This is a genomic window from Lactococcus protaetiae, assembly GCF_006965445.1.
Lineage (GTDB): Bacteria > Bacillota > Bacilli > Lactobacillales > Streptococcaceae > Lactococcus > Lactococcus protaetiae.
The window spans coordinates 2281630-2302646 of the sequence record NZ_CP041356.1 but is presented as its reverse complement, the minus strand read 5'-3'; the positions used below and the strand labels follow the sequence as shown (position 1 = coordinate 2302646).

At 38.5% G+C, this 21017-nt stretch carries 16 protein-coding genes and 2 pseudogenes; 15 read left to right on the top strand and 3 right to left on the bottom strand.

Annotated features, from left to right (window positions below; genetic code table 11):
* The first annotated feature begins 117 nt into the window (after nucleotides 1–117).
* The 15 genes and pseudogenes from pyrR (at nucleotide 118) to FLP15_RS10925 (ending at nucleotide 18143) form a co-directional block, all read left to right on the top strand.
* Nucleotides 118–633 (top strand): bifunctional pyr operon transcriptional regulator/uracil phosphoribosyltransferase PyrR, encoded by a 516-nt coding sequence (pyrR, locus tag FLP15_RS10995; RefSeq protein WP_120772045.1) that lies wholly within the window; start codon nucleotides 118–120, stop codon nucleotides 631–633.
* A 225-nt stretch (nucleotides 634–858) separates the two neighbouring features.
* Nucleotides 859–2151 (top strand): uracil-xanthine permease family protein, encoded by a 1293-nt coding sequence (locus FLP15_RS10990; RefSeq protein ID WP_142767149.1) that lies wholly within the window; start codon nucleotides 859–861, stop codon nucleotides 2149–2151.
* A 236-nt stretch (nucleotides 2152–2387) separates the two neighbouring features.
* Nucleotides 2388–3299, top strand: a pseudogene (locus tag FLP15_RS10985) (aspartate carbamoyltransferase catalytic subunit); the annotation flags it as partial.
* 936 nt (nucleotides 3300–4235) lie between these two features.
* The gene (locus FLP15_RS10980; RefSeq protein ID WP_142767505.1) at nucleotides 4236–5315 is read left to right on the top strand and encodes a carbamoyl phosphate synthase small subunit; all 1080 of its coding nucleotides are present in this window, start codon (nucleotides 4236–4238) and stop codon (nucleotides 5313–5315) included.
* Between the two features lie 162 nt (nucleotides 5316–5477).
* Nucleotides 5478–5723, top strand: coding sequence for a type B 50S ribosomal protein L31 (locus tag FLP15_RS10975; protein WP_120772041.1), 246 nt, complete (start codon nucleotides 5478–5480; stop codon nucleotides 5721–5723).
* Between the two features lie 537 nt (nucleotides 5724–6260).
* The gene (locus tag FLP15_RS10970) at nucleotides 6261–6791 is read left to right on the top strand and encodes a DUF177 domain-containing protein (RefSeq protein WP_142767504.1); all 531 of its coding nucleotides are present in this window, start codon (nucleotides 6261–6263) and stop codon (nucleotides 6789–6791) included.
* 154 nt (nucleotides 6792–6945) lie between these two features.
* Nucleotides 6946–7638, top strand: coding sequence for a response regulator transcription factor (locus FLP15_RS10965; protein ID WP_120772040.1), 693 nt, complete (start codon nucleotides 6946–6948; stop codon nucleotides 7636–7638).
* Nucleotides 7639–7646: 8 nt separating this feature from the next.
* The gene (locus FLP15_RS10960; protein WP_142767147.1) at nucleotides 7647–9125 is read left to right on the top strand and encodes a HAMP domain-containing sensor histidine kinase; all 1479 of its coding nucleotides are present in this window, start codon (nucleotides 7647–7649) and stop codon (nucleotides 9123–9125) included.
* A gap of 847 nt (nucleotides 9126–9972) precedes the next feature.
* A complete protein-coding gene (locus tag FLP15_RS10955) occupies nucleotides 9973–11214 on the top strand; it encodes an ammonium transporter (RefSeq protein WP_142767503.1) in 1242 nt (413 codons plus the stop codon).
* 602 nt (nucleotides 11215–11816) lie between these two features.
* Nucleotides 11817–12158 (top strand): P-II family nitrogen regulator, encoded by a 342-nt coding sequence (locus FLP15_RS10950; RefSeq protein ID WP_142767146.1) that lies wholly within the window; start codon nucleotides 11817–11819, stop codon nucleotides 12156–12158.
* Between the two features lie 434 nt (nucleotides 12159–12592).
* Nucleotides 12593–13942 carry a UDP-N-acetylmuramoyl-L-alanine--D-glutamate ligase gene (gene murD, locus FLP15_RS10945; RefSeq protein ID WP_142767145.1) on the top strand — a complete coding sequence of 450 codons (1350 nt, stop codon included), beginning with the start codon at nucleotides 12593–12595 and terminating at the stop codon, nucleotides 13940–13942.
* A gap of 130 nt (nucleotides 13943–14072) precedes the next feature.
* Nucleotides 14073–15166 (top strand): annotated as a pseudogene (gene murG, locus FLP15_RS10940) (undecaprenyldiphospho-muramoylpentapeptide beta-N-acetylglucosaminyltransferase).
* A complete protein-coding gene (locus FLP15_RS10935; protein ID WP_142767144.1) occupies nucleotides 15163–16266 on the top strand; it encodes a cell division protein FtsQ/DivIB in 1104 nt (367 codons plus the stop codon). The pseudogene murG and the gene FLP15_RS10935 overlap by 4 nt, the downstream one beginning before the upstream one ends.
* Nucleotides 16267–16396: 130 nt before the next feature.
* Nucleotides 16397–17710 carry a GTPase ObgE gene (gene obgE / locus FLP15_RS10930; RefSeq protein ID WP_142767143.1) on the top strand — a complete coding sequence of 438 codons (1314 nt, stop codon included), beginning with the start codon at nucleotides 16397–16399 and terminating at the stop codon, nucleotides 17708–17710.
* 262 nt (nucleotides 17711–17972) lie between these two features.
* Complete coding sequence (locus FLP15_RS10925; RefSeq protein WP_142767142.1) at nucleotides 17973–18143, top strand: hypothetical protein; 171 nt, start codon at nucleotides 17973–17975, stop codon at nucleotides 18141–18143.
* Between the two features lie 97 nt (nucleotides 18144–18240).
* On the opposite strand, the gene FLP15_RS10920 is transcribed toward FLP15_RS10925, so the two are convergent.
* The 3 genes from FLP15_RS10920 to queA all read right to left on the bottom strand — a co-directional run bounded on the left by FLP15_RS10920 (nucleotide 18241) and on the right by queA (nucleotide 20773).
* Nucleotides 18241–18873, bottom strand: a complete 633-nt coding sequence (locus FLP15_RS10920; RefSeq protein WP_142767141.1) for a hypothetical protein — start codon at nucleotides 18871–18873, stop codon at nucleotides 18241–18243.
* 279 nt (nucleotides 18874–19152) lie between these two features.
* Nucleotides 19153–19545, bottom strand: coding sequence for a hypothetical protein (locus FLP15_RS10915; protein ID WP_142767140.1), 393 nt, complete (start codon nucleotides 19543–19545; stop codon nucleotides 19153–19155).
* Between the two features lie 190 nt (nucleotides 19546–19735).
* Entirely contained in the window at nucleotides 19736–20773 is a 1038-nt protein-coding gene (gene queA / locus FLP15_RS10910; RefSeq protein ID WP_142767139.1) for a tRNA preQ1(34) S-adenosylmethionine ribosyltransferase-isomerase QueA, read from the bottom strand.
* Nucleotides 20774–21017: the final 244 nt, after the last annotated feature.

Sequence of the window (21017 nt, the reverse complement as noted above, 5' to 3'; positions counted from 1 at the left end):
AAGCGAGCAAAAAATAGAGAAATTTCAGAAGCACACTTTCAATGTGAACTTGCAAATTCCTAATTTTTATCACTTCAGGACAAGCGTCCCTCACATCTTAAAATAAAGGAGTCAAAGATGGCAAAAAAAGAAATTATTGATGAAATCACAATGAAACGTGCGATTACACGGATTACTTATGAAATCATCGAGCGTAACAAAGACTTGGATAAGTTAGTTCTTGTCGGAATCAAGACAAGGGGTGTTTATCTGGCAAAGCGGATTCAGGAACGCCTGCAACAGTTAGAAGGTCTGGAAATTCCTTTTGGTGAGCTTGATACGCGGCCATTTCGTGATGATAAGCAAGCAGAAAAAGATACCACAGACATTGATGTAGACATTACGGGTAAAGATATCATACTTGTTGATGATGTTCTCTATACAGGTCGCACAATTCGTGCAGCAATTGATGGTTTGGTAAAAATTGGTCGTCCAGCACGTGTCCAATTAGCTGTCCTTGTAGATAGAGGGCATCGTGAATTACCTATTCGTGCAGACTATGTAGGGAAAAATATTCCAACTGCCCGCGAAGAAGAAATTATCGTTCAAATGTCAGAACATGATGGTACTGATAGTATTTTGATTGAACGTTAAGTGCTTTAACACCGTAGCGAGCATCGACAGCCTTTTTATCAGACGCTTTAGCGGCTAGATAAAAAGGACAAATGTTTATCGCATAGCCCGAAGGCCTTTGATAAAAGTCTGTCAGTTCAATGTGCCTGACAGAAGCATTGAATCGGCATATGATAGTTTTGTTAGCATACTGACAGAGCTATCAGTATACTGACAGCATTAAGAAGTTACTGACAGGAGAAAAAATTGAACGATAACGATATTATTTTGAAAGTAGACGAAAAACCAGGAGCAGGACAGTGGTTTGGGCTTTCCTTCCAGCATCTCTTTGCTATGTTTGGCTCAACTGTCTTGGTGCCGATTCTTGTTGGAATCAATCCTGCCATTGCCTTATTGAGTTCTGGACTTGGTACCTTAGCTCACATGAGTGTGACGAAATTTAAAGTTCCTGCTTACATGGGTTCGTCATTTGCCTATATTGGTGCGATGACTCTACTGATGAAAAATGGAGGAATGCCTGCAATTGCACAAGGAGCAATGACAGGTGGTTTAGTTTATTTAGTGGTAGCTCTCATCGTCAAGTTTGCAGGTAAAGGCTGGATTGATAAAGTTTTACCACCGATTGTAGTAGGACCAATTGTTATGGTCATTGGACTTTCATTAGCTCCAACTGCAATTAATGATGCAATGTATACCAATGCAGGAGCGCAGACAGGATATAGCTTATCTTATATCATCATTGCTTTGATTACAGTGTTAGCAATTGTAATTTATAGTATTTATGGAAGAGGTTTTCTCTCTGTTGTACCTATCTTGCTTGGGATTATTACAGGTTATGTTGCAGCGATTATTATCGGAAAAATCACGGGATTAAGCATCGTTTCATTTACTGGACTCACTCACGCAAAGTGGCTTGACCTTCCGCCAGTAGTTGTTCCTTTTGTAAGTTATCATTGGGCATTTTATCCATCGGCTATTTTGACAATGGCACCCATTGCATTTGTCACAATGACAGAACATTTTGGACACATCATGGTTCTAAATTCTCTAACAAAGAAAGACTACTTCCAAGAACCAGGACTTGAAAAAACACTGAGTGGTGATGGTGTCGCACAGATTATCGCTGGTTTCCTCGGTGCGCCGCCAGTAACTTCCTACGGTGAAAATATTGGAGTAATGGCAATTACGAAGATTCATTCTATCTATGTTATTGCAGGAGCGGCAGTTCTCGCTGTAGTTGTTTCGTTTATTGGTAAAATTACAGCATTACTGCAATCTATTCCAGCGCCAGTGATTGGTGGAGCATCCATTGCACTCTTTGGAGTTATTGCAGCATCAGGTTTAAAGATTTTAGTAGAAAACAAAGTAAACTTTGATATTAAACGCAATCTCCTTATTAGCTCAGTTGTTCTAGTCATTGGGATTGGTGGCATGATTATCAATATTACGCAAAATTTACAAATCTCGTCAGTAGCCATTGCGACTATTCTTGGGATTGTCTTAAATCTAGTTTTACCAGAAGATGTCAGTGAACATTAAAATGACGATAAGTCTGTCAGTACACTGATAGCATCAAATTTAACCAAGCAAGTGCGTGCTAAATCCCGCCACCTCTTAGGTGGCGAGATGAGCGACACTAAGCTTTGCTTTCGTTCTACTAACATCAGTGGGGAGAAAGGATCCCCGCTGATGAAGTAATCACTTCAATCAAATCAAAATTGTCAAAACAAACTGTAGCGACCGAGAGCGCTCAGTTAGGGTAAAGGAGACCTAATATGTCAGTAAAAAACGGATTAGTAAGTTTATCAAACCTCACAACAATGGAAAATCTAAGTACCGAGGAAGTGATGGCATTAATCAAAAGAGCGCAAGCCCATAAGTCAGGTACAGCAGAATTTAATCTGCCTAAACAGACTTTTGCCTCAAATTTGTTCTTTGAAAACAGTACACGAACTCACCACAGTTTCCATATTGCTGAGCGAAAACTGGGATTGGACGTCCTTGAATTTGATGCCCAAGCCAGCTCAATCAGTAAAGGAGAAACACTTTATGATACAGTATTGACACTGTGCGCGTTAGGTGTTGAAGTTTGCGTTATCCGCTCAGGCGTTGAACATTACTATGAAGAACTTGTCAATTCTGAAAATATCACTTGTGCCATTGTCAATGGTGGAGATGGTTCAGGTCAACATCCAAGCCAATGTCTACTTGACTTGATGACGATTTATGAAGAATTCGGCAGATTTGAAGGTTTAAAAATTGCAATCTCTGGTGATTTGACACATTCACGTGTTGCAAAATCAAATATGATGATGCTTAAAAAATTGGGAGCGAAACTCTATTTCACAGGTCCAGCAGCATGGTATAGTGAAGAATTCGACGCCTACGGACATTATGCCAACCTTGACCGTATCCTTCCTGAACTGGATGTTCATATGTTGCTGCGTGTTCAACATGAACGCCACGCAAGTGGAGAAGTTTTCTCAAAAGAATCTTATCATAGACAATTTGGCTTGACAGAAGAAAGAGCTAGATTGCTTAAACCAACGGCAATCATCATGCATCCAGCACCAGTAAATCGTGATGTAGAAATTTCGGATAATTTAGTTGAAAGTCCACAAAGCCGTATTGTTCAACAAATGAGCAATGGTGTTTACACACGGATGGCAATTCTTGAGGCAATCATGCAAAAACAAAATGAAATCAAACAAGAAAAAAATCTAAAAGTTGTAGGTGCAAGTATTTCGGGAGCAATAAGTTCTAACTTAGAAACAATAGTCTAATGTAAGTGCACGTATAAAGTAAGGCGGTATCATCTAGCTTCATCTACTTAGAAGTTAAATTGTGTCTTGCACAATATCTAAATGTAGAATAATAGACTTGAATTCTCATTGGGTGAGTGAATGGAACCTTGATTGGTCAGATGATATTTCAAATTTCATAATGACGGCATGGCACACATTGTTAAAGCATGCTATACTAGTTCATCTCTAAATCTGCTCAGCAGATTTGGTAGATGACTACGCTGTCCATTGGCTGTATCTCCGCTTTGCTAAGCTGTCGATTTCGCTATCTCCGCAACTTCGTTGCTTCGCTGTCCATGCTCGCTATGGTGCTACGTGCTTCGCACGCCGTTCTGCGAACGGTCTATGCAACTTCGTTGCGCCGCTGTCCGTTTGCTTAACTGCTAAAGCAGTAAGAGCAAAAGGCAAAGCACCTAGTCGCAGTGGCAACCCACTAGGTGAAACAACTAGCATATCCGTTGCTGCTTTAGCGCCAACGGCTATCCTATAAAGTGGCAAGTTCAAATCGCAATCTAACTAAAGCAGCAACGCCAAATGTCAACTGCAAAGATACTGCCTTTTGCTCTTGGCGCTTCAGCACCGTAGCAAAGTAATTTGTAAATGGAAGATTTAGAAATTGAAGTGATTACTTCATTGGTGGGGATTCTTTTTCCCCCACCAATGTTAGTAGAACGAAAGCGGAGCTTAGTGCTGCTTATCCCGCCACCTTATAGAGGTGGGGGAATTAGCACGCACTTGCTAAGTTAAACAGTATTAGTATGAAGCAGGTGACTTTAACGCACTTCAAATACGGAAAATAAGAACAGAAAAGAGATAATGATGAGCAAGAGACTCTTAATCTTGGAAGATGGCACAATTTTTGAGGGAGAGGCGATTGGAGCAAATCTTGATGTAACGGGAGAGCTAGTTTTTAGTACTGGGATGACAGGTTACCAAGAATCAATCACCGACCAATCTTACAATGGGCAAATTCTAACGTTTACCTATCCAATTATTGGTAATTATGGTGTAAATCGTGATGACTACGAATCTATCCACCCGACTTGTAAGGCTATAGTTGTTCATGAAGCAGCGCGTCGTCCTTCGAATTGGCGGATGCAAATGTCTCTTGATGAGTTTCTTAAAGCAAAAAATATCCCTGGTATTTCAGGGATAGATACACGAGCAATTACAAAGATTGTTCGCGAACACGGAACGATGAAAGCGGCTCTTGTTCAAGCAAAAGATGAAGTTGAACATCAAATGAGTCAACTAAAAGCCACCGTATTACCAACAAATCAAGTCGAAACCAGCAGTACAACAACGGCATATCCTTCACCAAATACAGGAAGGAAAGTTGTTGTGGTAGACTTTGGACTTAAACATAGTATTTTACGGGAACTTTCAAAGCGTCAATGTAACATCACCGTTGTTCCATATAATACAACCTCTGATGAAATTTTAGACATGAACCCAGATGGAGTCATGTTGACAAATGGACCTGGTGACCCTACAGATGTTCCAGAGGCGATAGAGATGATTCGTGGGATTCAAGGAAAAATTCCCATTTTTGGAATTTGCCTAGGTCATCAATTGTTTAGTCTAGCAAATGGCGCTACAACTTATAAGATGAAGTTTGGACATCGTGGATTTAACCATGCAGTTCGTGAAATCGCTACAGGACGCGTTGATTTTACTTCCCAAAATCATGGCTATGCAGTAGATAGTGAAAACTTACCAGAAGATTTGATGATTACCCATGTGGAAATTAATGATAACTCTGTTGAGGGAGTAAGACATCGTCGTTTCCCAGCTTTTTCTGTTCAATTTCACCCAGATGCAGCACCAGGTCCACATGATGCAAGTTATCTTTTTGATGATTTTATGGATCTCATGGATACATTTAAGATAGAAGCTTAGTGTAAAAATGTAAAAAACATGATTCTAAAAGAAGATGTAAAGTTTTTTTCTTGACAAATCAAAACTTTGACTTGAAATTTTATTATGAATTTGATAAAATGTTTAAGTATTCGTACAACTTTGGTCTGGCAAACAGTCCAAGGCAGAAAGGAAATTCTAACGATGAAACAAAATATCCATCCTAAGTACCAAGAAGTAGTGTTTATGGACACAACAACTGGTTACAAATTTTTGTCTGGCTCAACAAAAGGTTCTAAAGAAACTGTTGAGTGGGAAGACGGTAACACTTATCCATTGATTCGTGTTGAAATCTCTTCAGACTCACATCCATTCTATACAGGTCGTCAAAAATTCCAAGCAGCGGACGGACGTATCGCGAAATTCGAAAAGAAATACGGCAAACAATAATAGAGATGGTCAATCGACCATTTTTATTTTTGAAGATGAAAAGCTGTCAATAGGCAGCTTTTTATACTATGGACTCATAGGTTTATACTAGGTCTCAGATTTAGTAGATGAACTGCAAAGATAGACAGATAAGAAAAGTATAATCACAAAGATGGAGCGGGTGGCAAAATATTTCGACAGCTTAGACATGGTGCATTGACAACGTAACATAGCAGAGTTCTTTCTAAAAGAGTCTTGTAGAAATAAAACAGTACTAGCAATGATTTGCGACTTATTGAGAAAATGATAAATATTGCTAGGATAAAAACTAAAAATAATATAAAATAAGATGAGTTGATGGTAGAGAAAATTACTGATACTGTTTCACTTTTAAAGTGATTACTTCAATGCGCTGTGTTAAGGTTGCGAATGAGAAAAGCATGGTTCTTCCAATCGCTACAAGACAGTGTCACTGCAGCCCATCTAGCTAAACGTCTAAAGCTGTTTAGAGATGGGCTAGTATAAATCATCTTGAAAAATAATTGGAGAACGATGAATATGAAATGGTCTTTGAATGAGATAACTAAGAAAAAGCACATTAATTTTGAAGAAAATTTAGATTTGCACGAGGAATTATTGGCGCGTTCGTCAGAAATTCTTGATTGCTCTATTATTGAAACCAGGGGTGAAGTGAGTTATGAAGATGGACTATTTTATCTGGATTATCAGTTGAAGACGGTTCTGACTTTACCTTCGTCAAGAAGTTTAAGAGCAGTAGAGTATCCGATGGAAGTGGTTGTCAATGAAATTTTTACCACGGAAGAAAATGCAAAGGAAAATCAAGAACTGTTAGATAATGATATGATTTTTATCTTGGACAAAGATTTGATTAGTTTGGATGAATCTGTGGCTGACAATATTTTGTTGGAAATTCCTTTGAGAGTATTGGCGGAAAATGAAGAAGATGAAGCAATGCCAATGGGAAAATTTTGGTCAGTACTCACCGAAGAAGATTATAAAAAGCAACAAGAAGAAAAACAAGATGAAAAGAAATCTCCGTTCGCAGGCTTAGATGGATTATTTGATTAGAGGCTTCTCATTTTATCTGTTAGTGATAACAGAGTAAAGGTAAGCGGAATCAATTTTAATAATTCCAGCAAATAGTTTGTAGATAAATTAAATTTATATTATAATAGCATTATAAGATAGCAAATTATACAGATTTTTTTAAGAAGGAGAAGATATGACATCGAAAAAAATATTGATTATAGAGGATGAAAAAAATTTAGCACGCTTTGTTTCACTTGAATTGGAACATGAGGGATATTCAACAGAGATTAAAGACAATGGTCGTTCAGGTCTTGAAGAAGCTCTAGCAAAAGATTACGATTTACTTTTGTTGGACTTGATGTTGCCAGAACTTGATGGTTTCGAGGTGGCTCGTCGTTTGCGTAAAGAAAAAGACACACCGATTATCATGATGACGGCACGTGATTCTACAATGGACCGAGTGGCCGGTCTTGATATTGGTGCAGATGACTACATTACTAAACCATTTGCTATTGAAGAGCTATTGGCGCGTGTTCGTGCATTCTTCCGTCGTGAAGATCATGCTCATGCGGTAGAACAATCAGAAAATACGACTTTCAGAGATTTAGTGATTGATAAAACAAATCGTACAGTGCATCGTGGTAAAAAGGTTATTGACCTTACTCGCCGTGAATACGACTTGCTTTTGACTTTGATGCAAAATGTTGGTGATGTTGTGACTCGTGAACATTTAGTGTCACAAGTTTGGGGATATGAAGAAGGAACAGAAACAAATGTTGTTGATGTCTATATTCGTTATCTTCGCAACAAAATTGATGTTGAAGGACATGAAAGCTATATTCAAACGGTACGTGGTTTGGGATACGTGATGCGTGAACGTAAGTAGAATGTAAGATGAAAAAAAATAAAACGCCCAAAGAAATAGAGAATAAAAATGAAAGCTCATCTAAAAGAAGTATCATGCTTAGATGGGCTTTTGCTAATACAGTTTTTTGTTTTATCACCTTTACGGTATTTGCAGTTGTGATTTATCAGGCGACAATAACAACCTTTATCAATGAGGAGAAAAGCGTTGTATTAAATTCAATGACAAATATTGAAAATGTACTCTCCGAGGCAAAAGAGCCGTTAACTTCGGAAAATTTACACCAATATATTGAGTATACAGCAACGATAAAGCCTGGTAACCATTCTGCTGAAGAGCAAACATTGATGAGTATGATTGGTAGTCGAAAAGCTTTTTATATCTACGATATTGATAAACACTTGCTTTATTCAACCCATCCTCGTTCATTTGGTTTCATGAATTTAAAAAATAATGAAATTAAGCAGTTTGATGGTAAAAATCCTGGATTTTTGGTTGAAAGAGAGATTGTTTCTAAGTCAACGGGTAAGGTGATTGGATATTTACAGGCCTTTTATGATTTAACTTCTTATCATAAGGTAAGTAATCTTCTATTGATTTCCCTCTTGGTTTTAGAAGTTGTAGCATTGATTGTAGCTCAGATTATTGGTTACTTCATGGCTCATTATTTTATGAGACCATTAGAGAAGTTACATAAGGGAATGCAGGAAGTTGCTGAAGATCCGACAGGTGAATTTAAACCGATTGAAATTAAGACGGGTGATGAAATTGAGGAACTTGCCCATGTTTATAATGAGATGATGATGAAAACCAATGCTTACGTGGAGCAACAAAAACGCTTTGTTTCAGATGTTTCTCATGAGCTTAGGACACCGCTTGCTGTGTTGGATGGTCATATTAACCTGCTTAATCGTTGGGGAAAGAATGATGCTGAGATTTTGGATGAATCTTTGCAGGCAAGTCAGTTTGAAATTTCAAGAATGAAAAAGATGCTAGAGGAGATGCTTGCACTTGCAAGACTTGAAAATGTTGACTTATCTAGTAGTGAACTGGATTGTGACGTGGTAAAAGTTTGTAAACATGCGGTGAAAAATTTTGCTTTGGTGCGTCAAGAATTTGAAATTGAGCTGATTCAAAAAGTGAGTGATGAGACTAAGGCAAAAATTTATCCAAATCATTATGAGCAAGCTTTAAGTATTTTGTTAGATAATGCAGCGAAGTATTCACCTGATGATAGAAAGTCAATTACAATCACGATTGCTGAGGATGAAGACTATGTGATTACGAAAGTCTCTGATAAGGGAATAGGGATTTCTAAGGAAGATATTCAACACCTTTTTGAGCGCTTTTTCAGAGCAGATAAGGCAAGAAATAGAGATATTGGTGGAACAGGGCTCGGCTTGTCAATCATGGCACGTCTAGCGGAGAACTATAAAGGAAAAATTGAGGTAGAGTCTGAGCTTGGTGTTGGCTCAACTTTCATATTAAAAATTCCGAAATTGGACTAATGGTGATGGACATTATATTAATCGTGCTTCGAAGTGATTACTTCATTGGTGAGGATTGCGACTAGCCACTTTATAGGGTAGCCGTTGGTGCTTCAGCGCTTACGGATATGCTAGTTGTTCAAGCATCGATAGCCTTTTTATCAGACGCTTTAGCGGCTAGATAAAAAGGACAAATGTTTATCGCGTAGCCCAAAGGGCGGAGATAAAGCAGCACTAAGCTTTGAATTTCGTCCGACTAAATTCAGTAGTGAGTTGAAACTCCCACTGAATAAGTCTTGACTTCATATGTCTTGCCATTTAGGAAACTAGAAAATAAATGAATATTAGAGAGTTGTCATGGCACTGACAGCTCTTTTTTGTATACCGACTGGTATTCACGAGAAGTTAATGTTATGTTTTGTGACATCAAACATAAAAAATACTTGCTTTTTTATAAATTCATGTTATAATTTATAACATGAATAAATTGTCAGAAAATAGAGTAAATTTTATCTGTTTGAAATGACTATAAATTCTATTATTTGGTACTTTGGTAAAGAAGCACTCAAAGTGATTTGCTTGGAGATAGTTTGATGTATTATAGCTTTGGTACATATTATTCCAGAGAAAAGTGGATGGACTGCTGATTTTTGGTGATATATGTTGTATATACTAGTTCCATTTTGAAGTGATTATTTCACTTCATGGTGCTGGGTTCGTGCCATGAAGGTTGGTTCGTTGTTAATTTTTACAACGGATTAGCCATAGTACAGACTTTTCCAAGTGATTGAATTATTTGTTAACTCTTTGACATGAGGAAATTAGTGATTTCATGATGAGTATTTCACGCATTTTAAAGGAGGTTGATATGGAGACGGGCTCAATTGCTTTTATTTTAATTTGTTCTGCACTAGTTTTATTAATGACACCCGCACTTGCTTTTTTCTATGGGGGACTGGGACGTCGAAAGAATGTTTTGAATAACATGATGATGTCCTTAGCGCCGATGGCACTTGCTTCAATACTTTGGGTGATTGCTGGATTTAGTTTATCTTTTTCTGGTGGTGGTAGTTTTATTGGAGATTTTCAGCATTTATTCATGAATGGTGTGGATATGGCAAAAAATTCGTTATTTCCAGCTAGTCACATTCCTGACGGATTGTTCAGCGGTTTTCAAATGATGTTCTCAATTATTACGGTAGCGTTGATTACGGGTGCTGTGGTTGGTAGAATGCGTTTTACTCCGTTATTGATTTTTATGGTTGTTTGGCTACTTCTAGTTTATTATCCTTTGGCACATATGGTTTGGGGCGGTGGATTTTTGGCCCAGATTCATGCGATTGATTTTGCTGGCGGTGATGTTGTGCATATTTCGAGTGGTGTGACAGGGCTTGTATTGGCAATTGTTCTTGGAAAACGTCGTGATTATGAGCGCTTAGAATATCGGCCGCACAATATTCCTTTTGTAGTACTAGGAGCTGGACTTTTATGGTTTGGATGGTTTGGATTTAATGCTGGTTCAGCGCTTGCAGCAAATGGTGTGGCTATTAATGCTTTTATGACAACTAATACTGCGGCAGCAAGTGCGATGTTATCTTGGATGTTGCTGGAAAAACTTATCATTGGTAAGCCATCTGTAGTTGGGGCTTGCTCTGGAGCGGTTGTTGGACTAGTTGCGATTACTCCTGGTGCAGGATATGTTTCGCTCTGGTCATCTCTTATTATTGGATTTTTGGTGAGTCCTATCTGCTTTTTCATGATTAGTGTTGTGAAGAAAAAATTTGGTTATGATGACGCTTTGGATGCTTTTGGATGTCATGGAATTGGTGGGATGTTTGGTGGAATTATGACAGGAATTTTTGCCACACCTGCGCTTTCTCCTGATAAAGATTATGTTGGCTTGATTTATGGCTCTGGTAAGCTACTTTTGGCTAATTTATTAGCAGTAATTTTTACAATTGTTTTCTCTGCTGTGATGAGTTTTGTGATCATCAAAGTGATTACTTTGTTTATGCCGATTCGTGTCACTGACCGCGCTGAGGCAATTGGACTTGATGACAGTGAACATGAAGAAACTGCATATCCTACGTTTTTGGGACTGGATTCTTGATTTTAGTGGTTGCGACAAATTAATGATGAACTAATCATTATTTCTATGGATACATTCAAGACTTATTCAGCGGGAGTTTTGACTCCTACTGAATTTAAGGTACAACCTCTAGTTGTAACAACTAAGCGACCTGTACGCAGCTAAAGCTGCAACAGTCTGCTTAACATCAAAGATATGAGGTCACACAGTAGCAAAGCTTCGTTATCCATTCGCTCTATCTCCGCTTTGCTCCGCTGTCGATTTCACTAAGCCACTAGGTGAAACAACTAGCATATCCGTAAGCACTAAAGTGCCAATGAACATTTGTCCTCTATTTCTAAGTCACTAAAGTGACAAGAATAGAGGCAACGCCAAATGGCAATCAAACGGACAGCGGAACAACGAAGTTGCGTAGACCGTTCACAGCACGGCGTGCGAAGCACGTAGCACCGTAGCGAGCATCGACAACCTTTTTATCAGACGCTTTAGCAGCTAGATAAAACGGATAAATGTTTATCGCGTAGCCCAGAGGGCGGACATAGCACGCACTTTTTTTGATAAAATCAAAGAAATCTACTGACAGAATTTCTGTCAGTTGTCAATGAAAATATAAGGAGGAAAAGATGAAAAAAATAGAAGCAATCATTCGAGGAGATAAGCTAGAAGATTTAAAAAAAGCATTGGTCGAAAATGGAATTGTGCATGGTATGACAGTCTCTCAAGTTCTTGGTTATGGTCAACAAAAAGGTTTTACAGAATATGTCCGTGGGCAAAAAATTGAAACAACATTACTTTCAAAAATAAAGATAGAGATTGTCTGTATTAATCAAGAAGTGGACGAGATTGTTGCTGTTATTGCCACAGCTGTTCAGACAGGAGAAGTGGGTGATGGAAAAATTTTTATTCAACCTGTTGAGCGTGTCATTCGTATTCGTACTGGTGAGGAAGATGGAGAGGCTTTGTAAGCTTGACGTCGCAATGTTAATCTGATAATTTGTCATGATGCAGAGGTGATAAAGTCAAGATTTGTTCAGTGAGAGTTCTGACTCGTCACTGAATTTGAGGTACAACCCAGTGACTAAGCGACCTGTACAACAGTCTGCTTGACATCTTTATGGAGCCACACCGTGGCGAAGCGGAGATAGCACGCACTTGCTTTGATAAAATCTGTCAGCGACTTACAATTTGTAAGTCGTTTTTGTCAGCAAAAAATTCACTGACAGAAAGGGTGAGTGGTAAGACTGTTGAAAAAAAGCGGAATTAGGGGTAAAATAGATGAGATAAAGTTGTAAGGAGCAGAAGCAAAATTTTGCAATGAAAGATGGAAAGATTGAGCTTGCAACTTTGGATAAAGTCATCTCAAATACGATGATGTGTTGAATCCAAAAAGGGAATAAAAATGAAAAAAATCACAACGTTTGAAGATAAAAAAATTTTGGTACTTGGTTTAGCAAAATCAGGTTTGGCTGCGGCCAGACTTTTACATGATTTAGGCGCGATTGTTACAGTCAACGATGGCAAACCTTTCGCGGAAAATAAAGAAGCGCAGGAATTGCTCGAAGAGGGAGTTAAAGTCATCTGTGGCAGTCATCCATTGGATTTGTTAGATGAAGATTTTGCACTGATGGTAAAAAATCCAGGCATTCGTTATGATAATCCAATGGTTGAACGGGCAATTTCTCTAAATATTCCTGTCATCACCGAGGTTGAATTAGCTTATTTGGTAAGCGAAGCACCGATTATTGGTATAACTGGGACAAACGGAAAAACAACAACAACAACGCTGATTGCAGACATCTTAAATGCTGACGGTCAGTTCTCTAAACTATCAGGAAATATTGGTTTTCCTGCGTCAGGAGTAGCGTCAAAAGCTGTCAGTACTGACAGCCTTGTTATGGAGCTTTCAAGTTTCCAATTGATGGGAATCAAGACATTTAAACCCAAAATCGCTGTGATTACCAATCTTTTTTCAGCACATTTGGATTATCATGGTTCACAAGAAGCTTATGAAGCTGCAAAATGGCGAATTCAAGAGAATATGACGGCAGATGATTTCTTGATTTTGAATTTTAATCAAGAAAAATGTAAAGCCTTGAGTTCGGCTACAAAAGCGACAGTTGTTCCATTTTCAACAAAAGAAAAAGTGGCAGGAGCTTATGTTCTTGATGGTAAAATCTATTTTAAAGACGAATTCATCATGAATGTTGAGCAGCTCGCTCTTCCAGGTGAGCATAATGTGGAAAATGCACTTGCTGCAATTGCGGTAGCAAAACTGCGTGCTGTCAGCAATACTTCCATTCTGTCAGTACTGACAACATTTGCTGGTGTGAAACATCGTCTTCAATATCTCGGAGAACTTGATGGACGCAAAGTTTATAACGACAGCAAAGCGACAAATATCTTGGCCACTCAGAAAGCACTTTCAGGTTTCGATAATAGTAAACTTTGGCTACTTGCGGGTGGTTTAGACCGTGGAAATGGATTTGACACACTTGAACCAGACTTGATTGGTTTAAAAGGAATGGTTGTTTTTGGGGAGACTGCATCAAAATTGCAGAAAACTGCAGAAAAATTAGACATTCCAGTCTTTCACAGTGAAAATGTTGCTACAGCACTGGAAGAAATTCTGCCACAAACAGAAAGAGGAGATATCATTCTATTGAGCCCTGCTTGTGCAAGTTGGGACCAATACAAAACGTTTGAAGAGCGAGGCGACCTGTTCATCACTACCTTTGAAAAATTGAAATGACGACCTCATCAGTGAAAAGGTCTGTGCTGACGAGGTTCTAGTCTATAAATACACATCTAATGTAGAAAAAATAAAACTGACAGGATTCTGTCAGTGAGCCAAAAACCCCAAGTTAAAATTGGAGAACAAAATGCGAATTATCATTACAGGCGGCGGGACGGGTGGACATATTTATCCAGCGCTTGCTTTCATTAATTACCTTAAAACAGTTGAGCCGGACTCAAAAATTCTATATGTTGGGACGACGCGTGGACTGGAAAATAAAATTGTTCCAGCAGCAGGAATAGATTTCCAAACGGTAGACGTGCAAGGATTCAAGCGTTCGCTAAGTTTAGATAATTTCAGAACAATTGCGAAATTTCTCAAATCAGCGCGTGATGCTAAAAAATTAATCCAAGAATTTCAGCCAGACGTCGTTATTGGTACGGGGGATATGTCGCAGGACCTGTACTCTATGCCGCAGAAAAATTGAGAATTCCGACACTTATTCACGAGCAAAACTCAATTCCAGGAATTACAAATAAATTTCTAAGTAAACATGTGACCAAAATTGCGGTTGCATTTGAAGCTGCAAAACCGTTCTTTCCAGCCGAAAAGACAGTTTTCACTGGAAATCCACGGGCTCAAGAAGTTGCAGACTTGAAACACTCAGATGTTTTAGAAAGTGAATATCATCTACAAAAAGGTAAGAAAACAGTCGTGATTTTTGGTGGTTCACGTGGTGCTATGACGATAAATGAAGCAGTAAAACAAGCCCTCCCTCAGTTTGTTGAACAAGACTATCAAGTGATTTATGCATCGGGTCAAATTTACTATGATGAAGACCACGAGTACTTCGCCCCTTACGAAAATAGCCAAAATATAGCAATACGTCCATATATTTCAAATATGCTTGAAGTTCTTTCAGCTTCGGATTTAATTCTTTGCCGTGCTGGAGCGACGACCATTGCGGAGATTACAGCATTAGGTTTACCGACGATTTTTGTACCTAGTCCTAACGTGACTGCTGACCATCAAACCAAGAATGCTCAGGCACTAGTCAAAATAAATGCTGCCAAAATGATTCCAGACAGTGAGTTAACAGGTGAAGTGATGATTGAAACCATCAATGAAATTTTCAAGGACGAGAACAACTACCAGCAAATGGCAGAAAATAGTCGCAAAGCAGGCGTACCAGATGCAAGTGAGCGACTTTACAATCTTGTGAAAGAAATAATTAAATGAGTGAAAAAGATAAAAATCTAACACCCTGGCAAGAAAAAAATCTCGAATATCGGCAAAAAAAAGCTGAGGAAGCCAGACAAGAAGCTAAGAAAAATCAACCCAAAATTGCTCGTTTCTCTTCTCCATTCCTCAAAACAGTCTCAAAGAAGGAAGAAGCTAAGAACAGGAAAGACATTTTAGAAGAAACAGAAAATGTAGAAGGCCAAGAAACAATCCTGAGTGAGCTAGAAAATATTGCTCAAGATGTTGAAAGTTTAAGAGAAACTAGACCATCTATTTTTGCGGGCAGTGGGGCTCTCCTCAAAAAAATGTGGATTGGTTTGGCTTTTGCGCTACTTATTTTCTTTGGCTCTGTTTACGCAGTTTCTCCATTAAGCAAAATCGGAAACTTTACTGTATCTGGAAACCAAAATGAAAGTGCAGAACAAATCGCTTTGGCTTCTAAAATTAAAACGGGTGACAGTATTTTTCAAATTTTGAACACAAAACAAAATATTGAAAATACAATAAAAGCTCAATTTCCACGCGTATCTACTGTAAAGTTGAGCTACCATTTTCCCAATAATTTTGAAGCTCAAATCCAAGAATATGCAAATAGTGTCTATGTCAAACAAAGTAATAAAACCTATCTTGTTTTGAGTAATGGATATATTATCACAACACCAGTTGATTCAAAACAAGTACAAGAAAATAAGCTTCCTACTCTACAAAATTTTTCAAATGCTGAGGTTCAGGAGTTTGTAAGAGCATATGAAACATTGAAACCCGCTTTAAAAGCTCTGATTACCAATGTGACAAAAACTCCAACTAGCGCAAGCAAAGATTTTATTGCTCTTGACATGAGCGATGGCAATCAAGTTCGGGTGCCTTTGAGTCAAATCGCTGAAAAACTCCCCTATTATCCAAGTGTTGCCAAACAGGTCAAGGCACCCCAAGTCGTTGATATGGAAGCAGGAATTTATACAAAACCTAAAGCTGCCTATCTTGCTGCCCTAAGCAAACAAGCTAGTGCTCAATCATCATCACTCGCGGCAGAAAAAGCCAAAAAAGCAGCGGAAAATACAGGAACATCAGCGAGCAGTACGACTACTAGTAACTAGAATAAAAAATATGACCGAGTTAAAACCAGCTTTTGAGATAATTAACAAAATATGATAAAATAGGAGCAGTTCAAAGCTCCTATTTTTTTTAGGAAGTGCTGAAAAATAGGAAAACAGAGGAAAAAATAAAATGAGCTTATTTTTAGATACAGCTAAAATTGAGGTAAAAGCTGGGAAAGGTGGCGATGGAGCAGTTGCTTTTCGTCGTGAAAAATATGTCCCAGACGGAGGCCCCGCAGGCGGTGATGGCGGAAAAGGTGGTTCAGTTATTTTCAAGGTAGATGAAGGAATGTCTACATTGATGGATTTCCGTTATAATCGTATTTTTCGTGCTAAAGCTGGCGAAAAGGGGATGAATAAGGGAATGCATGGACGTGGCGCTGAAGATTTAATTGTGCGCGTTCCTCAAGGAACAACGGTCAAAGATAATGAAACAGGTAACGTACTTGCTGACTTGATTGAAAAGGATCAAGAATTTGTTGTAGCTAAAGGAGGACGTGGAGGACGAGGAAATATTCGTTTTGCAACACCACGCAATCCTGCGCCAGAGGTTGCCGAAAATGGTGAGCCTGGTGAGGATAAGATTTTGTTGTTGGAACTTCGTGTTCTTGCAGATGTTGGTTTGGTTGGATTTCCATCTGTGGGTAAATCAACTTTACTTTCTGTAGTATCAAACGCTAGACCAAAAATCGGAGCTTATCATTTTACGACAATTACTCCAAATATTGGGATGGTACAAGTCGGCTATGGCGATAGCTTTGTTATGGCGGATATGCCTGGTTTGATTGAAGGAGCGCATTCAGGTGCGGGTCTTGGTATTCAATTTCTTAGACATATTGAGCGGACGCGCGTCTTGCTTCATGTCTTAGATATGTCTGAACTTGAAGGACGTGACCCTTATGAAGATTATAAAACGATTAATGATGAGTTGGAATCTTATAATCTGCGCTTGATGGAACGCCCACAAATCATTGTAGCAAATAAAATGGATATGCCTGAAGCTCCTGAACGTCTGGCAGAGTTTAAAGAAAAATTAGCGGCAGATTTGAAAGATGACGAGCAAATGCCTGAAATCTTTGAAGTTTCTGGTTTAACGAAAACAGGTCTTCAAGGTCTGTTGGCTCGCACGAGTGAACTACTTTCCGAAACGCCTGAGTTCTTGCTTTATGATGAAGACGAGATTGCGAATGAAGCTGCGTACTACGGATTTGAAGAAGAGGAGCAACCTTTTAGTGTGTCTAGAGATGATGATGGAGGATGGCGCTTGTCTGGTGAGAAGATTGAAAAATTATTCATTATGACAAACTTTGACCATGATGAATCTGTTATGAAGTTTGCTCGTCAGCTGCGTTCTATGGGTGTTGATGAAACCCTTCGGAAAATGGGCGCTCGTGATGGCGATTATGTAAGAATTCGTAAATTTGAGTTTGAATTTGTGGATTGACATAAGATTTATACTAGTTTATCTTTAATTTTATGCAGTAAGATTATTGGATCAACTGCAAAAGGACAGCGGAGCAACGAAGTTGCGGAGATAGTGAAATCGGAAGCAGAGCAAAGCGAAGTAATTTCTAAATGGAATATTTAGAAATTAAACAGTATTAGATTCATCGAGATTGAAACTCAAATGAAGGCGATAAAGCTTAATTTTGTATGGTGAAGTTGCAAGGCAACGAATGAGCAATAAGCGATTTTGGAGAACAAGAATGGGATTTAAAATTATTGGTGACCGAGATAAAGATGGTAATTTTATTGCTTCTGCAGATTATTGGACGGATGCACGGATTGATACATTGTTAAAAAAATATAATCCAAAGGGCAAATTAACATTATCCAAAGCCAATCAAGAAAAACATGATGAAAAAAAGACTGAGTAACTCAGTCTTTTTGTTTTGTCATACCAGCTCAACTCCAAATCTACAAACATTATCAGTGCTGACAGAAGGTTGTCAGTAAACAATTTCTCATTGGGAGTCACCTAATGAGATTGGTAGGGGTAATCGTTTCTTGAAAAATGACACGATTTACAGTTTTAGATTCGTCAGCGACTTTGTAGAGAGCGTTGCGTTGGAGATTTTGAAGATGAGGTAAGAGTGTTTGAGAGGAAAAATTGGCAAGGTTATCGCTGATGAGACGATTAGGATTAAATGAAATATCATCGGGTATGAGAGAAAGAACTGCCGAATTTTGATAATGTGTTTCTGTAATGCTTTGATTTTCAATGTGGAATGTCGTGGCTTCTGGCACTGACAGGGTAGAAGATTCATGCTTAGAGGAAAGGGGCTCTGTCAGTAAATTTGGGTATCCAGCAATGATAGCATTGAATTGGATAAACTGACCAAAAGTAGCTTGCTTATTTTTATATTTTTCTAATTCATCTCTTAAAAAAAGCTGTGCTTCATCAAAGGTCAATTTTGGCTGATAGTAAAATTTTTTTCTAATCTCATTTGTAATAAGTTCAAATCCTGTTATACCGACAACAAAACCATTTGGGCTAGTTTCAAATTTTTTAAAGTGACTTTGTGTGATGTGTTGGTCAGTTGTAATTTGTCCATCTGAGATAATGCTGATAAAATCAGGTGTCATAACAAGGTTGAGAAAGCTCATTTTGCTCCTTATATTGTTTGACTTCTAAACTATCGCTTAGAAGTTAAAGTTTGCATCCTACGCAAACCACTTCTTGCGCTTACCATTTCGCCTTGCCAGCTCTGCTGGATTGCGATTTGAACTTCCGACTTTATAGGATAGCCGTTTGCGCTAAAGCAGCAACGGATATGCTAGTTGTTGTTGCCACTACGACTAGGTGAACTAGTATTAAAAAGCCTATTTATTAAGGTTGTGAAGTCAACTCGTATTGTTTTTGACGGCGAACCTAAGACACAACCTTTAGGTATAACAACTAAGCGGTCCTTGTATGCAATAGTTTTTTTCTGTCAGTATACTGACAGAATTATCAGCTTGGCTGATAATTCCTTTATCTGGTAGATTCAATGCTCGCGTTAGTCGCATTGAACTGACAGAATTATCAGCTTGGCTGATAATTCCTTTATCTGGTAGATTCAATGCTCGCGTTAGTCGCATTGAACTGACAGAATTATCAGCTTGGCTGATAATTCCTTTATCTGGTAGATTCAATGCTCGCGTTAGTCGCATTGAACTGACAGAATTATCAGTCCAGCTGATAATTCCTTTATCTGGTAGATTCAATGCTTGCGTTAGTCGCATTGAACTGACAGAATTATCAGCTGGGCTGATAATTCCTTTATCTGGTAGATTCAATGCTCACGTTAGTCGCATGAACTGACAGAATTATTAGTCCAGCTGATAATTCCTTTATCTGGTGGATTCAATGCTCGCGTTAGTCGCATTGAACTGACAGAATTATCAGCTGGGCTGATAATTCCTTTATTTGGTGGATTCAATGCTCGTTTTAGTTGCGTTGAACTGACAAAGTTTTTGTCAGTGAATTTTATGCTTTTGTTCGTACAAACATTGCATCACCAAAACTGAAAAAGCGATATTTTTCATCAACGGCGTGTTGATAAGCTTCAAGTACAAAATCGCGTCCAGCAAATGCAGCAACAAGCATGACTAATGTTGACTTTGGAAGGTGAAAGTTTGTGTTGAAAGCATCAACAACTTTCCATTCATAGCCAGGTTTGATGAAAATGTCTGTCCAGCCTGAATCTGCTTGTATATCTCCTTTAAACTTGCTTCCGATTGTTTCTAAAGTTCTAATAGATGTTGTCCCACAGGCAACAACCTTGTGACCAGAGGCCTTAACTTCGCGGAGGGTTCTTGCTGCCTCTTCTGAAAGTTGATAAAATTCACTATGCATATGATGCTCGTCAACATTATCTACGCTGACAGGTCTGAAAGTACCAAGACCTACGTGGAGTGTCAGTTCAACAATTTTTACGCCTTTATCTTCGATGGCTTGCAAAAGTTCTGGTGTATAGTGTAAACCTGCTGTTGGAGCTGCAGCAGAGCCATTTTCTTTGGCAAAAACCGTTTGATAACGTTCTTGGTCTTCAAGTTGTTCGTGAATATAGGGTGGAAGTGGCATTTCACCTAAACTTTCCAAAATTTCAAGAAAAATTCCGTCGTAATGAAATTCAACAATGCGTCCACCATGCTCAAGTATTTCGATAACAACAGCGCTCAGACGACCATCACCAAAAATAACTTGCTCACCGACTTTCATCTTCCGAGCAGGTTTTGCAAGAGTTTCCCAGCGATTTTCACCCAAATCCTTGAGTAAAAGCAGTTCAATATGCCCTCCTGTTTCACTGCGCATACCATGCAACCTAGCAGGCAAGACACGAGTGTTATTAAGCACTAAAGCATCTCCAGCTTCAAGCTCGTCAATAATATTATAAAAATGCTTATCTTGCATTTGGTGAGTTTTAGGGTCAAGGACCAAAAGACGTGACTCAGAACGCTTTTCTAAAGGGGTTTGAGCAATAAGTTCTTCTGGTAAATCAAAATCAAATTCGTTAATATTCATAAAGACAATTATAGCAAAATTTCACTCAGGCAGCGTATTTTGATGTGAGTTTTTATGGTGGTTCATCTCGGCAATAATGATAAGGCCTAATGGTTTTTTATGCAAGATAAAATGTTATTTTGTCAAGAGTTTGATTTTGCTATAATTCGGAAATTATTCATGTTTTATCAAAAGGAAAACTTTTAGGGAAATATTTTGAGCTCTTGGAGAACAATTTATTAAACTAGTTATGGCTAGCACTTAT

Bases quoted from the DNA above. Each gene is read 5' to 3' on its own strand.
- pyrR (WP_120772045.1), top strand. From the start codon at position 118: ATGGCAAAAAAAGAAATTATTGATGAAATCACAATGAAACGTGCGATT.
- FLP15_RS10980 (WP_142767505.1), top strand. From the start codon at position 4,236: ATGAGCAAGAGACTCTTAATCTTGGAAGATGGCACAATTTTTGAGGGA.
- FLP15_RS10975 (WP_120772041.1), top strand. From the start codon at position 5,478: ATGAAACAAAATATCCATCCTAAGTACCAAGAAGTAGTGTTTATGGAC.
- FLP15_RS10970 (WP_142767504.1), top strand. From the start codon at position 6,261: ATGAAATGGTCTTTGAATGAGATAACTAAGAAAAAGCACATTAATTTT.
- FLP15_RS10965 (WP_120772040.1), top strand. From the start codon at position 6,946: ATGACATCGAAAAAAATATTGATTATAGAGGATGAAAAAAATTTAGCA.
- FLP15_RS10960 (WP_142767147.1), top strand. From the start codon at position 7,647: ATGAAAAAAAATAAAACGCCCAAAGAAATAGAGAATAAAAATGAAAGC.
- FLP15_RS10955 (WP_142767503.1), top strand. From the start codon at position 9,973: ATGGAGACGGGCTCAATTGCTTTTATTTTAATTTGTTCTGCACTAGTT.
- FLP15_RS10950 (WP_142767146.1), top strand. From the start codon at position 11,817: ATGAAAAAAATAGAAGCAATCATTCGAGGAGATAAGCTAGAAGATTTA.
- murD (WP_142767145.1), top strand. From the start codon at position 12,593: ATGAAAAAAATCACAACGTTTGAAGATAAAAAAATTTTGGTACTTGGT.
- FLP15_RS10935 (WP_142767144.1), top strand. From the start codon at position 15,163: ATGAGTGAAAAAGATAAAAATCTAACACCCTGGCAAGAAAAAAATCTC.
- obgE (WP_142767143.1), top strand. From the start codon at position 16,397: ATGAGCTTATTTTTAGATACAGCTAAAATTGAGGTAAAAGCTGGGAAA.
- FLP15_RS10925 (WP_142767142.1), top strand. From the start codon at position 17,973: ATGGGATTTAAAATTATTGGTGACCGAGATAAAGATGGTAATTTTATT.
- FLP15_RS10920 (WP_142767141.1), bottom strand. From the start codon at position 18,873: ATGAGCTTTCTCAACCTTGTTATGACACCTGATTTTATCAGCATTATC.
- queA (WP_142767139.1), bottom strand. From the start codon at position 20,773: ATGAATATTAACGAATTTGATTTTGATTTACCAGAAGAACTTATTGCT.